This is a genomic window from Pontibacterium sp. (assembly GCF_964228735.1).
GTDB lineage: Bacteria > Pseudomonadota > Gammaproteobacteria > Pseudomonadales > Balneatricaceae > Pontibacterium.
In genome coordinates this window covers 1-13248 of sequence record NZ_CAXRBQ010000028.1, presented here as the reverse complement: position 1 = coordinate 13248, position 13248 = coordinate 1, and the positions used below count along the sequence as shown (strand labels likewise).

The window sequence follows — 13248 nt, the reverse complement described above, 5'->3', positions numbered from 1 at the left end:
GTCGCTGTCTGTGAAAGTTAAAAGCAGAGGGTACCGATTATACCCTCTGATACTGTATATGTTTACAGTTGATTAGCGTGGCAGCACGCCAGGGGTGCGGAGGCGGCTCAGCAGGATCTGCTTCAGCTCGTCCGGATCTTTGATCTTTTTGTCGTTGTCGCCGTTGTCTTCAAGGCCCAGCGCCGGCAACAGGCGGGACAGCCAGAAGCGCATTGCGGCGGTACGGGTCAGGATCGGCCAGGCTTCGTATTCGAACTCTACAAACGGGCGCTCGGCATGGTAGGCACTCAGCAGGGCGTTTTCGCGCTCGCTGTCGATGCTGCCGTCGGGCAGGCTGCACCAGTCGTTGGCGACGATCGCCAGGTCGAACAGCCAGAATGCGGTCGCTGCGTTGTAGATATCGAGAATGGCACTCAGCTGGTCACCGTCGAACAACACGTTGTCGTGGAACAGGTCTCCGTGGATCACACCGCTTGGCAGTTTGTCTGCATGGTCACGCAGTTCGTCGAATGCTGCGACTTCGTCCAGTAGCAGTTTGGCGTCCTCTTCCGGCAGATGCGACTGGATTCGGCTGCTTTCGCTGCGCCACCAGAAGACACCACGGTGTGCTTGGCGCTTAAGGTAGAAATCCTCGCCTGCCTTGTGGAACTGGGCCAGTGCGGTACCCACCTGGGCACAGTGCTCGGGTGTCAGTTGGGTGCGATCGATAATGCGGCCGCTGAAGCAGGGCTGCAGCAGCGCCGGACGGTCATTCAGGCGTTTCTGGGCGATGCCATTTCGGTCGGGGATGCCATAGGGCAGCGGAATACCGCGCTTCGCTTGCCACTGCGCCAGTTCGACAAAAAACGGTAGCTCCTCTTCGCTCAGCTCTTCAAACAGGGTCAGCACATAGCGTTGCTGCTGTTTGTCCTGCTCGAGGGTGACAAAGTAGTTAGTGTTTTCAATACCGCCCTGGATACCTTCCAGAGCGACCTGCGTGCCGAGGTCAAAATCCTTCAGCAGCAGGTCCAAATCGTTTGGGGTTACTTCGGTATATACAGCCACAAAATTACCAGCGGAACAGAATCCATTTCGGAATTAACAGAGTCGACTGATCGGAGCGGATAAACTCTTCGCCATCAGCCGGAACCAGATAGTACGGTTTGCCGTTTTTCGGTACCACCTTAATTTCACGTAATTGGCCGTTTATACGGTATTCATAGAAGGTGGACCCTTCATCGTGACGGATGGTGATCTCCGGTTCATTTTCATCGAACTGGGGCAGAGACTCCGCCTGCGCCAGTGGCGCGGTCAGTAACAGCGCGGTCAGCAGCAATCGTTTCATAATATGTCCTTTAATGTGTTTGGCTGCATCGATATGGACTATGATTGTCGCCCTGAACCCGATCGAACTGCAACCAACATGGATACCGCCATGAGCGAACAGCACTCCCCTCTCATTCTAGTTGACGGCTCCTCCTATTTATACCGCGCGTTTTTTGCCTCCCAGCAAGCGGACCTTCGCACCTCCGACGGGGTGCCAACCGGGGCGGTGCGAGTGATGACCTCCATGTTGCGCAGTCTAATCAAGCAGTACCCACAGAGTCCTGTTGTGGTGGTGTTTGATGCCAAGGGTAAAACTTTCCGTGATGACATCTATCCGGAATACAAAGCCCAGCGTCCACCGATGCCGGATGATCTGCGCCTGCAGATTGAGCCGATCCACAACATCGTTAAGGCGATGGGTCTGCCGCTGATCGCCGTGGAAGGTGTGGAAGCGGATGATGTGATCGGTACCCTGGCGGTAGAAGCCAGCAGCAAGGGGGTGGATACCCTGATCTCCACCGGCGATAAGGATATGGCGCAGCTGGTGGACAAGCACGTCACCCTGATCAACACCATGACCGATACGGTAATGGACGTGGCCGGCGTGGAAGAGAAATACGGTATCCCACCGCACCTGATCATCGATTACCTGGCGTTGATGGGGGATAAAGTCGACAACATCCCGGGCGTGCCGGGGGTGGGTGAAAAAACCGCGCTGGCCCTGCTGCAGGGTGTGGGCGGTATCAAGGACCTATACGAAAACCTGGAGAAGATTCCTGCGCTGGGTTTCCGCGGTTCCAAGTCCATGCCGAAGAAGCTGGAAGACAACCGCGAAGCGGCAGAACTGTCTTACCTGCTGGCAACCATCAAGACCGACGTGGAGTTGGATTGTAAAGTTGAGGATTTCGTCCTACCCGCGCCGGATGCGGCTGCGTTGAAAGAGCTGTTCAGCACCTTTGAATTCCGCAGCTGGGTACGTGAATTGAGCGGTGAAGCACCAACCGCTGAAGATGTGGCTGCCGGTGATGCCGAGCCGCAGGCGCCGGAAAATGTCGAATACGAAACCGTACTGGATGAAGCCGCGCTGGACCGCTGGCTGGAAGCACTGGAAAAGGCCGAGCTGTTTGCCTTTGATACCGAAACAACCAGCCTTAACTATATGGAAGCGGAGCTGGTGGGTGTCTCTTTTGCAGTCGAGCCAGGCAAGGCGGCCTACGTGCCGGTGGCACACGACTACATGGGTGCGCCGGAGCAGATCAGTCGTGAGCGCCTGCTGGAAAAACTCAAGCCGCTGCTGGAAAGCGAAGACCACCTGAAAGTGGGGCAGCACATCAAATACGACATGAACGTGTTGGCGCGTTACGGCATTGAGTTGCGTGGTGTGGCGTTCGACACCATGTTGGAGTCCTACGTCTTTAACTCCACCGCCACCCGCCACGATATGGACAGCCTCGCCGACAAATACCTGGGTGTTAAGACTGTTCACTTCGAAGATATCGCCGGTAAGGGCAAGAAGCAGCTGACCTTTAACCAGATCGAGCTGGAGCAGGCGGCGCCGTATGCGGCAGAAGATGCGGATATCACCCTGCGTCTGCACCAGGCCCTGGCGGCGAAGCTGGAGACTACTCCGGCGGTGAAACCGGTGTTCGAGGAGATCGAACGTCCGCTGATCCGTGTGTTGTCCCACATCGAGCGTAACGGTGCGCTGGTGGATGCCAATCTGCTGGGCCAACAGAGCCTGGAGATCGCAGAGCGTCTGCAGGAGATTGAAAAAGCCGCTCACGACGAAGCGGGTGAACCGTTCAACCTCAGCTCCACCAAGCAGCTGCAGGCGATCCTGTTCGAGCAGAAGAAACTGCCGGTGCTGAAGAAAACCCCAAAAGGTGCACCGTCCACCGCTGAGGAAGTACTGCAGGAACTGGCGCTGGACTACCCGCTGCCAAAACTGATCCTGGAACACCGCAGCCTGAGCAAGCTGAAGTCCACCTATACCGACAAGCTGCCGCTGATGATCAACCCGCAGACTGGCCGTATCCACACCTCCTACCATCAGGCGGTGACGGCAACCGGACGCCTGTCCTCCTCCGATCCAAACCTGCAGAACATCCCGGTACGCAACGCCGAAGGCCGCCGTATCCGCCAGGCGTTTGTTGCGCCCGAAGGCTACAAGATCGTGGCGGCGGATTACTCCCAGATCGAGCTGCGCATCATGGCGCATCTGTCCCAGGATAAAGGCTTATTGAATGCCTTCAGCCACGGCGACGATGTGCACCGGGCCACGGCGGCTGAAGTATTCAAAACCAGCGTGGAGGATGTGACTGCCGAGCAGCGCCGCCGCGCCAAGGCGATCAACTTCGGCCTGATCTACGGTATGTCTGCCTTTGGTCTGGGTAAACAGCTGGGTGTGGGGCGGAACGAAGCGCAGCAGTATATCGAGCACTATTTCGAGACCTACCCAGGGGTGCAGCACTACATGGACGATATCCGTGCCAAGGCTGCAGAAGAGGGCTACGTTGAAACCCTGTTTGGCCGTCGATTATACCTACCGGAAATCAAAGCACGTAATGCCATGCGCCGTCAGGCGGCGGAACGTACCGCGATCAATGCGCCGATGCAGGGTACCGCAGCGGATATCATCAAGAAGGCGATGCTGGCGGTGGATGGTTGGCTGGCAAGCGGTGAGATGGATGCCCGCATGATCATGCAGGTGCACGATGAACTGGTGTTCGAAGTGCGCGAAGATCAGGTGGAGGTATTTGTCGCAGCGGTGAAAGAGAAGATGGCTGCTGCGGCTGATCTGGATGTGCCGCTGGTGGTGGATGCAGGTATCGGTGATAACTGGGAGCAGGCACACTAAGTGCCTGTTTTTACAGCAATACTATTTTAATCTGTACGGTTATTGAACTTTCCGGACTCGCGCCGGTCACATAGGTGAGTCACATTAAGACTGTGCCATGGTAGTGGCTCTCAAAAACAAGCATGCGTTGAAGCCCTGTGATATCCCCTTGTTCCCCTTCCAGGTATCCAGGGCTTCTTTTTGCCTGAAATTCAGGCTTTTGTTAGATCCCGTCGATCACTCTTCAGTGTCTTGAACTTCCGCTTCCTGCTCCATATCCTCCAGTAGCCAACTGTCGATGCGCATGGTCAGCTGATCGATACCCTGGCGTTTCAGGGCAGAGAAGGTCTGTACGGTCACTTTGTCACCCAGCTCGGCTTTCAGCTGTTTTTTTATCTTCAGCATGGTGCTCTGGGCCGGACCTTTTTTCAGTTTATCGGCTTTGGTGAGCAAAACGTGCATCGGCATGCCGGTGGCTTTACACCATTCCGTCATCATTTGGTCGAACTCTTTCATCGGGTGACGGATGTCCATCACCAACACCACACCACGCAGACATTCGCGTTTCTGCAGGTAGTTATCCAGGTGTTTCTGCCAGTGTAGCTTCATCTCCAGCGGCACTTTTGCGAAGCCGTAACCGGGCAGATCGACGATGCGCAGGTTTTCGATATTCAGATCGAAAAAGTTGATCAACTGCGTGCGGCCCGGGGTTTTCGAGGTTCTGGCCAGTTTGCTGTTATTGGTCAAGGTATTGATAGCGCTGGACTTACCCGCGTTGGAGCGGCCGGCAAACGCTACCTCCGCACCGATGTCCTCCGGACACTGGCTGAGTTTGGCTGCACTTTTATTAAAACGTGCTGAGTTGTAGCTGATCGGAGAGCGTTTTATTGACATGGATAAGAGTTCGCACCTTGTTGGACCGGATATTGCCGTTCCAGTTTGTATGGATATTAGGTTATAATTGCGCCAAATTTTACCTGCGATATGCGAAAGGCTCTAGTGTCGCGGGCAAGTGAGGTTCTCACGGGCGCCGTAAATCAGTCCTGAACACTGTCGGTGCTCGTCAAAAAACTTATTAAAATCAAGAGTCTGGGTTCTCGTCGATGAATAAACTACTGATCAGCATGCTGTTGACCCTGGGTATCACTGGTGTAGCTCACGCGGCAGGTGATGCTGCTGCCGGGCAGGCTAAGACTGCAGTTTGTGCAGCGTGCCACGGTGCCGATGGTAACAGTGCAATCGCTAACTTCCCTAAGCTGGCTGGCCAGAACGAAAAGTATCTGGTTAAGCAGATGAAGGACATCAAAAACGGTGTACGTCCGGTTGTAGAAATGACCGGTCTGCTGGATAACCTGAGCGATCAGGATCTGGCTGACATCGGTGCTTACTTCGCAAAGCAGGGCGCTCAGATCGGTCACGCGGCGAAGGACCAGGTTGAAGCGGGTCAGAAAATCTACCGTGCAGGTATCGCGGACAAGGGCGTAGCCGCTTGTACTGCTTGTCACAGTCCAACTGGTGCAGGTAACGCATCTGCAGCATTCCCTGCAGTTAGCGGTCAGCACGCTGCATACGTTGAGAAACAGCTGAAGATGTTCCGCAACGCTGAACGTGTTAACGATCCTAACAAGATGATGCGCGACATCGCTGCTAAACTGAGTGATGCTGAAATCAAAGCGGTTGCTGCTTACATTCAGGGTCTGAACTAAGCGACATTCAGGCTTTATAAAGAAAAGGCAGCGTAAGCTGCCTTTTTTATTGGCAGAATCGAACTTATTGATGCCGGGCATGGTCTCAGACTGCTGCCTGAGTGTGTATTGGAGTTAAAAATGCTGAAAAAACTAGGAATGATGCTGGTTGCCCTGGTGCTGCCTTTAGTGTCCGGAGTCGCAACCGCGGAACAATTCAAAGAAGGTGTACACTACGTCTCGCTGCCGTTTCCGGTAAAAACGAGCGATGAGAGCCGTGTTGAAGTGGTCGAGGCGTTTGGCTACCCATGCCCACACTGTAACAGCTTCGAACCCCTGATCCAGAACTGGGAAAAGAAGAAAGCGGACGATGTGAATTTCGTACGTATCCCGGTGGTATTTGGTCGCAGCTGGGAGCCGTTTGCGCGTGCTTACTATAGCTCTGAGCTAATGAAGACAGTCGAAAAAACTCACGTGCCGACGTTTAATGCGGTGCATGTAGAGCGTCGTCGTTTCCGTAACAAAGAGCAGCTAGCGGACTTCTACGGTCAGCTGGGTGTGGATAAAGCGAAGTTCAGCAAGATGTTTGATTCCTTCGCAGTAACTATGAAACTGCGTCAGGGTGATTCCAAGATCCGTGGTTACGGCGTTGATGGTGTGCCATCCATGGTTGTGAACGGTAAGTACCGTATTACCGCGCAGATGGCGGGTAGCCACCAGAAAATGCTGGAAGTTGTCGACTTCCTGGTGGAGAAAGAGCGCAAGGCTGCCCAGTAATCAGCAAACCGCTTCCTCTGTTTGAAAAAACCGTCCTTTATGGGCGGTTTTTTTGTGTCTGAGTGGTGCTTTGTTGTTTTATATCCCTAGAGTTGGGCTCACGCTTCCTCTACCATAGGGAGATAACTGTTATATATTGTGCAGCTGTTTCGACTGGGGTGGACCGTGTCAGCACAGAAAGAAGATTGGAAGCAGAAATACAGGGAGTTGGCGCTTGAGATCGAGGACAATCAGTCCCGATTCGAAAAACAGGAGAGTCTTCTCAACCAGATTATTGGCAGCATGGTACTGGGCCTGGAAGGTGAAGATGCCAAGCTGGATCTGGAACTGAATGAGCTGAAAGCCAATCTGGTGCATACGGAGGATACGCGCACGCTTGCGCGTATTGCCAAAGGGCTCGACAAACACCTGCGCCAGCGCGACGAATCCCGCGAGAAGCAAGCCAAGTCCATCCTCGAAGCAGTTCAGCGCTGGATTCGCCAACTGCGCTTCTCTTCCGATGAAAGCAATGTTCAGAACCTGCTCGATGGTTGTGAACAGCGCAGCAACAACCTGACCACCGCAACTTACGAACTTCCCTCTCTGCTGAGTGACCTGGTTGAGCTCCAGGCCGGTATAGCAGAAGATCAGCAGGTTGCCCCGCAGCTGTCAGAAAGTTCAGTCCCAGCAACAGTCGTTGGCGATTCTGCTGAAGAACAGATCCGCCTGCTGCAGGCTATCGCAACAGAACTGAATACACTGCTCTCCGGTTTGTCTCTGGCACGTGAAGAAGCGGAAGAAAACCGCAAACTGATGCGCAGCATTGACGAGGGTATTGTGCTCTCGGATCTGCCGAAAATTTTGCGCCAGGTGATTAAGCTGGTGGGCAAAAGCTACAGCAGCGGCAATGAGGAGTTTGAATCCTATCTGCTTGATTTGAGCTCGCAGCTGAGTGAAGTGGAAAACTTCATCAAGGACAGCCAGTCAGAGCAGACCAGCATCGGTGAAAACCAGCGAAAGCTGGACATGCAGGTGCGTTCCAATGTGCAGCAGCTGCACGAAACCGTGAAAAGTACCCACGACCTGAACGAACTGAAAAGAGCTGTCGCCGGCAAGCTGCAGCACGTGGTCCAGGCGATGGATGACTTTAAGCGTGATGAAGACCAGCGCGAACAGCGACTGCGTGAACGTTACGAAAATCTGCTCGATAAGGTCGAGCAGATGGAGAAAGAGACCCGCGAAGTACGGGCTCATATGGAAGCAGAAAAAGCACGCGCCACCACCGATGCGTTGACCGGCCTGCCGAACCGTGCAGCCTACGACGAGCGTATCAACGAAGAGGTGGAACGCTGGCGCCGTTACAACACCCATTTCTCGGTTGCGGTTGGGGATCTGGATTACTTCAAACGCATCAATGACAACTACGGTCACTTGGCAGGAGACAAAGTGCTGCGCCTGATCGCCAAGGTGATTAGACTGAAACTGCGTGGTGCTGATTTTATTGCCCGTTACGGCGGTGAAGAGTTTGTCATCATCATGCCGTCCACCTCCGCGGTTGAAGCACAAAAGGCAATCGACAAAATCCGCCAGGCGGTGAGCAAGAGCCCGTTTAACTTCCACGGCAAACCGGTGGGTGTGACCATGTCCTTTGGTGTAACCGAAGCCCAGGAAGGGGATAACGGCGAGTCGCTGTTCAGCCGTGCCGACGAGCTGCTCTATAAAGCCAAGGCCAACGGCCGTGACCAGGTTGTGATCGGCTGATATCCAACAATGCATTTCTGCTGGAATGGTGTAGCATTGTCGCGCCGAATTAGCTGAATTACGGGATCTCCTGTTTGTGAAACGTCTGCTGCGAAGTTTTAAAATCCTGCGGGTCGTCGCTCGCTACCGTCTCGATACTTTTTTTGACGGCCTGAACCTGCCTATCTATCTGCGTGCTCTGTTGATGCTGCTGCCATGGCGTTACATGATTGCAGCGGACAAACCACGCGGTGAGCGTCTGCGTCTGGCACTGGAAGCACTGGGCCCGGTATTCATCAAGTTTGGCCAGATGCTCTCCACCCGCCGTGACCTGTTGCCAGATGATGTGGCGGAAGAGCTGAAAAAACTGCAGGATCAGGTGCCGCCGTTCGAGGGTGCCCAAGCGCAACGGATTATCGAACAGGCACTGGGCCAGCCGGTGAGTGAGTTGTTCGCCAAGTTTGAACAGCAGCCACTGGCGTCGGCATCTGTTGCACAGGTCCATAAAGCGACCTTGGGTGATGGCCGTGATGTGGTGGTGAAAGTTATCCGCCCGGGTATTGAACGGACCATCCAGAAAGATGTGGCCCTGTTGTACGGCGTGGCAGAGATCGTACAGGCAATCTGGGCTGACGGCCGCCGTCTGCGCCCGGTTGAAGTAGTAGCAGAGTACGAACAGACCATTTTTGACGAACTGGACCTGCGTAAGGAGGCCGCCAACGGTTCCCAGCTGCACCGCAACTTTGCCGGTTCCGATATTCTCTATGTGCCTGAAATTTACTGGGATTACACCCGTGCCAACGTCTTGGTAATGGAGCGTATCCACGGTATCCCGGTGGCTGATGTGGATCAGCTGCACGCACAAAACACCGATATGAAAAAGCTGGCTGAACGGGGTGTGGAGATCTTCTTTACCCAGGTGTTCCGCGACAGCTTTTTCCATGCTGATATGCACCCGGGCAATATCTTTGTCTCCCGTGAGAATCCGCAGTCGCCACAATATATAGCCGTTGATTTTGGCATCGTGGGCTCCCTGACCCCGGAAGACCAGAGCTACCTGGCGCGCAACTTCCTGGCATTCTTCCAGCGTGACTACCGTCAGGTGGCGCAGCTGCACGTGGACTCCGGCTGGGTGCCGTCCGACACCAACGTGGATGCCTTTGAAACAGCGATCCGCAGCGTGTGTGAACCGATCTTTGAGAAGCCGCTGAAGGAGATCTCCTTCGGTCAGGTATTGCTGGGGTTGTTCCAGACTGCCCGTCGTTTCAATATGGAAGTACAGCCGCAATTGGTGTTGCTGCAGAAAACCCTGCTCAATATTGAAGGGTTGGGGCGTCAGCTCTATCCGGAGCTGGATCTGTGGAAGACCGCTAAGCCATTCCTGGAAGGCTGGATGAAGGAACGGATGGGACCTAAAGCAGTCTACCGTACCATCAAGCAGCAGGCACCGGACTGGCTTGAGAAGATGCCGCATATGCCTCAGCTGGTCTTTGATGCCCTCAACCAGGTGCGTCGTCTGGATGATAACCGGACCCGTGATCTGCGTGCTTATGCTGCTGCGAAAGCAGAGCTCGAGCAAAAGCGTCGACCAGGCCGTTATATCGGCATTGGGTTGATAGCGGTGGCATTGTTGGCGGGAAACGAACAGAGCTTGCAGTGGCTCAGTGAACTGCCGGCAAGTAGTTGGTTGGTAGTGGCGGTTGGTGGCTGGTTGGCGTTACGGCGCTAGCTAATTCCGCTACTAGGGGCTTTAGTTGTAAAGGATGGTGGAAGTGTATCTGTTAGGGTATGCTTTCGGCTTTGAATTAGCACTCTCTAAAGAAGTAAGCAGATGTCAGCACCTTGGCTTGAGCAGATTAAATGGAATAGCGACGGGTTGGTTCCAGCCATCGCTCAGGATCACGAAACCGGCCGTATTCTGATGGTAGCGTGGATGAACGAAGAAGCACTGACGCTGACCGTTCAGGAGCAACGTGCCATCTACTGGTCCCGATCCCGCAAGAAACTGTGGCGAAAAGGTGAAGAGTCTGGCCATGTGCAGAAGCTGCACGAGATCCGTCTGGATTGTGATGCCGATGTGATCCTGATGCAGGTAGAACAGCTGGGAGGTATCGCCTGTCATACCGGCCGTCAGAGTTGCTTCTACAGCGTACTGAAAGATGAAGAGTGGGTACCGGTTGAGCCGGTGCTGAAAGACCCGGATAACATTTACAAAAAGTAGGCCGCAATGAGTGATGTATTAACCCAGTTGGGTGTAATTCTGGAAGAGCGTAAAAACGCATCCTCTGAAAAATCCTATGTGGCCAGCCTGCATGCCAAGGGTCTGAATAAGATCCTGGAAAAGGTAGGTGAAGAATCTGTGGAAGCGATCATTGCCGCCAAGGATGCCAAGCACAGTGGTGACAATAAAGAGGTGATCTACGAAACTGCAGATCTCTGGTTCCATAGCCTGGTGATGCTCTCCCACTTGGGGGAAAGCCCGCAGGCCGTGCTGGATGAGCTGGCGCGTCGTTTTGACATGTCAGGCCTTGAAGAAAAAGCATCCCGCACCAATAAGTAATTAGATGGCAGAGTGTATCTTCTGCCAGATTGCCGCAGGTAACGCGCCTGCAAAGATTGTGTATCAGGATGAGCACCTTGTTGCGTTCAGGGACAGGGCGCCTAAAGCGGCTATCCACCTCTTGGTGATACCGCGAAAACATATACGGAATTTAGATGACCTGCAGGTGGACGACGCTGAATTGATCAGCCACCTGATGATGACCCTCCCGCAGATAGCGCGTGAGAACGGTCTGACCGATGGCTACCGCACGGTGACAAATACCGGGCGGGGTGGCCGTCAGGAGGTCTACCATATCCATTTTCATCTGATGGGTGGCGGAAAACTGCCCAAGATATAAGAAAAAATCGGAGAGTTTTAGTATGGGCTTTGGTGGTATCAGTATCTGGCAGCTTTTGATCGTAGCGCTGATCATCGTTCTTCTGTTCGGTACTAAGAAACTGCGTGGCATGGGCGGTGACCTGGGTAGCGCAATCAAAGGTTTCAAGAAAGCGGTCAACGAAGACGAGAAAAAAGAAGAGCAGCCTAAGCAGCTCGACAAAGAAGACGCTAACTTCAACGAGGCGGACACCGCTGCGGCGAAGAAAGAAGAAACCAAGTCTGACAAGTAAGCCGGCGGACATAAATGTTTGATATCGGCTTTGCTGAACTGCTGATCGTTGCCGTGGTGGCGCTTGTGGTCCTCGGACCCGAAAAGCTGCCAACGGCGGCACGTGCGGCAGGTCTCTGGATCGGTCGTATCCGTCGTACCCTGAGTGGTATTCAAAACGAGATCTCGGAAGAGCTTCGTATCGACGAGATGCGCCGTACCGCAGCGATCAAGAAAGAAGAGCTGGACAAAGAGTTGGCAGAGATGCGTACGCCGTTTGGCTCCGAATCCAGTTACTCGCCGTTCGGTGACAGTGTTTCCTCTCCGGAAGAGCTGCAGTCCAAACAGCAGAAAGCGGAACACGAATCTCCCTCTGAAAACAGTATTGCCCCACCTGCACAGGAAGAGACTCCTTCTTCCGGTACAGAAACCGGCACCTCTGAGACCGGTACTAAGGCAGAGAAATAATGACCGACACCAATCATCTGCCCGACCAGGATCAGGAACAACCGCTGATCTCGCATCTGTTGGAACTGCGTCAGCGTTTGATGCGTGTCCTGCTGATTGTTCTGCTGATCTTCCTGGGACTGTTCTATTTTGCTAACGATCTATACAGCTACCTTTCTGCACCGCTGACCGCGCTGTTGCCGGAAGGGACCAGTATGATCGCCACGGATGTAACCTCGCCGTTCTTCGCGCCATTCAAGTTAACGTTGGTTGCCTCCATCTTCCTGGCAATGCCGGTGATCCTGCACCAGATCTGGGGTTTTATCGCACCGGGTCTCTATCAGAATGAAAAACGCCTGGCGGTACCACTGCTGGTATCCAGTGTGTTCCTGTTCTACGCCGGTATCGCATTTGCTTATTACGTCGTATTCCCGCTGATCTTTGGGTTCTTCACCAGTGTGGGTCCCGAGAATGTCGATGTGATGACCGACATCAGCAGCTACCTGAACTTTGTTCTTAAGCTGTTCTTTGCATTCGGTATTGTGTTCGAGATCCCGATTGCCACGTTACTGTTGATCTGGACCGGCGCTTCAACACCGGACAGTCTGGCGCAAAAGCGTGCCTACGTGGTGGTTGGCTGTTTTGTGTTGGGCATGCTGTTGACTCCACCGGACATCATCTCCCAGAGTCTATTGGCGGTGCCGATGTGGCTGCTCTTTGAGCTCGGTATCCTGATGGGACGTATCCTGGTCAGAAAAGACAAGGATGAAGATGATGACGAGTTTGATGATGAGTTTGAAGACGCGATGCGTGAAGAGGAAACAAACAATCGCGACTAACAGCACTTAGCAAAGATTCTAAAAAGGCGCCGGCATGCGCCTTTTTTGTGCTTGTCGTTCAGGATTGGCTATTTATTAATCAGCGCTGGTGGTTTTTTAATCGTTTTGTAATTTATTTACCTTTTTTGACGTTTTTTTTAAAAAGGGTGTTGACGGCATTTCTGAGGTCTGTAGAATGCGCCCCCACATCACAGCGACGCTGCAACGCAGCACAGATTAATCGCTGAGATGGGTTTGAATAAGTTGTTGATTTACATGATAAATTAACGGATTATTTGAACCGTCGTTTTCACCGGCAAGCTTCAAAAACTTTTGAAAAACTTGCAAATAAACGGTTGACAACGACACCGTGCGCAGTAAAATATGCGCCTCGCTTGAGACAACGCTAACGCAGCGTCACAAGCCGCTCTTTAACAAATTGATCAGATAATTCGTGTGGGCGCTTGTCAGGATAAAGCACAAAAAACTTTATCCAGATAAGCAACCAAGTG

14 protein-coding genes are annotated in these 13248 nt (G+C 53.4%); 11 read left to right on the top strand and 3 right to left on the bottom strand.

Going from position 1 to position 13248, the window contains the following annotated elements:
* Nucleotides 1-72: 72 nt before the first annotated feature.
* Both ACEQ15_RS02695 and ACEQ15_RS02690 read right to left on the bottom strand, forming a co-directional pair.
* Nucleotides 73-1044: a homoserine kinase gene (locus ACEQ15_RS02695; protein WP_370277486.1), complete on the bottom strand. Its 972-nt coding sequence runs from the start codon at nt 1042-1044 to the stop codon at nt 73-75.
* 4 nt (nt 1045-1048) lie between these two features.
* A complete protein-coding gene (locus ACEQ15_RS02690; RefSeq protein WP_370277485.1) occupies nt 1049-1324 on the bottom strand; it encodes a DUF2782 domain-containing protein in 276 nt (91 codons plus the stop codon).
* A gap of 90 nt (nt 1325-1414) precedes the next feature.
* Here ACEQ15_RS02690 and polA point away from each other — a divergent pair, with 90 nt between their 5' ends.
* A complete protein-coding gene (gene polA, locus ACEQ15_RS02685) occupies nt 1415-4162 on the top strand; it encodes a DNA polymerase I (protein ID WP_370277514.1) in 2748 nt (915 codons plus the stop codon).
* 216 nt (nt 4163-4378) lie between these two features.
* Here polA and yihA read toward each other — a convergent pair whose 3' ends face one another.
* On the bottom strand, nt 4379-5035 hold the full coding sequence (gene yihA, locus ACEQ15_RS02680) for a ribosome biogenesis GTP-binding protein YihA/YsxC (RefSeq protein WP_370277484.1): 657 nt from the start codon (nt 5033-5035) through the stop codon (nt 4379-4381).
* A 209-nt stretch (nt 5036-5244) separates the two neighbouring features.
* On the opposite strand from yihA, the gene ACEQ15_RS02675 reads away from it, so the two are divergent.
* The 10 genes from ACEQ15_RS02675 to tatC all read left to right on the top strand — a co-directional run bounded on the left by ACEQ15_RS02675 (nt 5245) and on the right by tatC (nt 12757).
* Nucleotides 5245-5847 carry a cytochrome c gene (locus ACEQ15_RS02675; RefSeq protein ID WP_370277483.1) on the top strand — a complete coding sequence of 201 codons (603 nt, stop codon included), beginning with the start codon at nt 5245-5247 and terminating at the stop codon, nt 5845-5847.
* 120 nt (nt 5848-5967) lie between these two features.
* Nucleotides 5968-6603: a thiol:disulfide interchange protein DsbA/DsbL gene (locus ACEQ15_RS02670; RefSeq protein ID WP_370277482.1), complete on the top strand. Its 636-nt coding sequence runs from the start codon at nt 5968-5970 to the stop codon at nt 6601-6603.
* Between the two features lie 165 nt (nt 6604-6768).
* Complete coding sequence (locus ACEQ15_RS02665; protein WP_370277481.1) at nt 6769-8343, top strand: diguanylate cyclase; 1575 nt, start codon at nt 6769-6771, stop codon at nt 8341-8343.
* A gap of 76 nt (nt 8344-8419) precedes the next feature.
* Nucleotides 8420-10051 (top strand): ubiquinone biosynthesis regulatory protein kinase UbiB, encoded by a 1632-nt coding sequence (gene ubiB / locus ACEQ15_RS02660; protein ID WP_370277480.1) that lies wholly within the window; start codon nt 8420-8422, stop codon nt 10049-10051.
* 102 nt (nt 10052-10153) lie between these two features.
* Entirely contained in the window at nt 10154-10543 is a 390-nt protein-coding gene (gene hisI, locus ACEQ15_RS02655) for a phosphoribosyl-AMP cyclohydrolase (RefSeq protein WP_370277479.1), read from the top strand.
* Nucleotides 10544-10549: 6 nt separating this feature from the next.
* Nucleotides 10550-10882 carry a phosphoribosyl-ATP diphosphatase gene (locus ACEQ15_RS02650; protein ID WP_370277478.1) on the top strand — a complete coding sequence of 111 codons (333 nt, stop codon included), beginning with the start codon at nt 10550-10552 and terminating at the stop codon, nt 10880-10882.
* 4 nt (nt 10883-10886) lie between these two features.
* Nucleotides 10887-11222 (top strand): histidine triad nucleotide-binding protein, encoded by a 336-nt coding sequence (locus tag ACEQ15_RS02645; protein WP_370277477.1) that lies wholly within the window; start codon nt 10887-10889, stop codon nt 11220-11222.
* Nucleotides 11223-11244: 22 nt separating this feature from the next.
* Complete coding sequence (gene tatA / locus ACEQ15_RS02640; protein ID WP_370277476.1) at nt 11245-11493, top strand: twin-arginine translocase TatA/TatE family subunit; 249 nt, start codon at nt 11245-11247, stop codon at nt 11491-11493.
* A gap of 14 nt (nt 11494-11507) precedes the next feature.
* Nucleotides 11508-11939: a Sec-independent protein translocase protein TatB gene (gene tatB, locus ACEQ15_RS02635; protein WP_370277475.1), complete on the top strand. Its 432-nt coding sequence runs from the start codon at nt 11508-11510 to the stop codon at nt 11937-11939.
* Entirely contained in the window at nt 11939-12757 is an 819-nt protein-coding gene (gene tatC, locus ACEQ15_RS02630) for a twin-arginine translocase subunit TatC (RefSeq protein WP_370277474.1), read from the top strand. Before tatB ends, tatC begins: the two co-directional genes overlap by 1 nt.
* Nucleotides 12758-13248: the final 491 nt, after the last annotated feature.

Excerpts from the sequence above, each read along its gene's own strand:
- ACEQ15_RS02690 (WP_370277485.1), bottom strand. The coding sequence starts at position 1,324 with ATGAAACGATTGCTGCTGACCGCGCTGTTACTGACCGCGCCACTGGCG.
- polA (WP_370277514.1), top strand. The coding sequence starts at position 1,415 with ATGAGCGAACAGCACTCCCCTCTCATTCTAGTTGACGGCTCCTCCTAT.
- yihA (WP_370277484.1), bottom strand. The coding sequence starts at position 5,035 with ATGTCAATAAAACGCTCTCCGATCAGCTACAACTCAGCACGTTTTAAT.
- ACEQ15_RS02675 (WP_370277483.1), top strand. The coding sequence starts at position 5,245 with ATGAATAAACTACTGATCAGCATGCTGTTGACCCTGGGTATCACTGGT.
- ACEQ15_RS02670 (WP_370277482.1), top strand. The coding sequence starts at position 5,968 with ATGCTGAAAAAACTAGGAATGATGCTGGTTGCCCTGGTGCTGCCTTTA.
- hisI (WP_370277479.1), top strand. The coding sequence starts at position 10,154 with ATGTCAGCACCTTGGCTTGAGCAGATTAAATGGAATAGCGACGGGTTG.
- ACEQ15_RS02650 (WP_370277478.1), top strand. The coding sequence starts at position 10,550 with ATGAGTGATGTATTAACCCAGTTGGGTGTAATTCTGGAAGAGCGTAAA.
- ACEQ15_RS02645 (WP_370277477.1), top strand. The coding sequence starts at position 10,887 with ATGGCAGAGTGTATCTTCTGCCAGATTGCCGCAGGTAACGCGCCTGCA.
- tatA (WP_370277476.1), top strand. The coding sequence starts at position 11,245 with ATGGGCTTTGGTGGTATCAGTATCTGGCAGCTTTTGATCGTAGCGCTG.
- tatB (WP_370277475.1), top strand. The coding sequence starts at position 11,508 with ATGTTTGATATCGGCTTTGCTGAACTGCTGATCGTTGCCGTGGTGGCG.
- tatC (WP_370277474.1), top strand. The coding sequence starts at position 11,939 with ATGACCGACACCAATCATCTGCCCGACCAGGATCAGGAACAACCGCTG.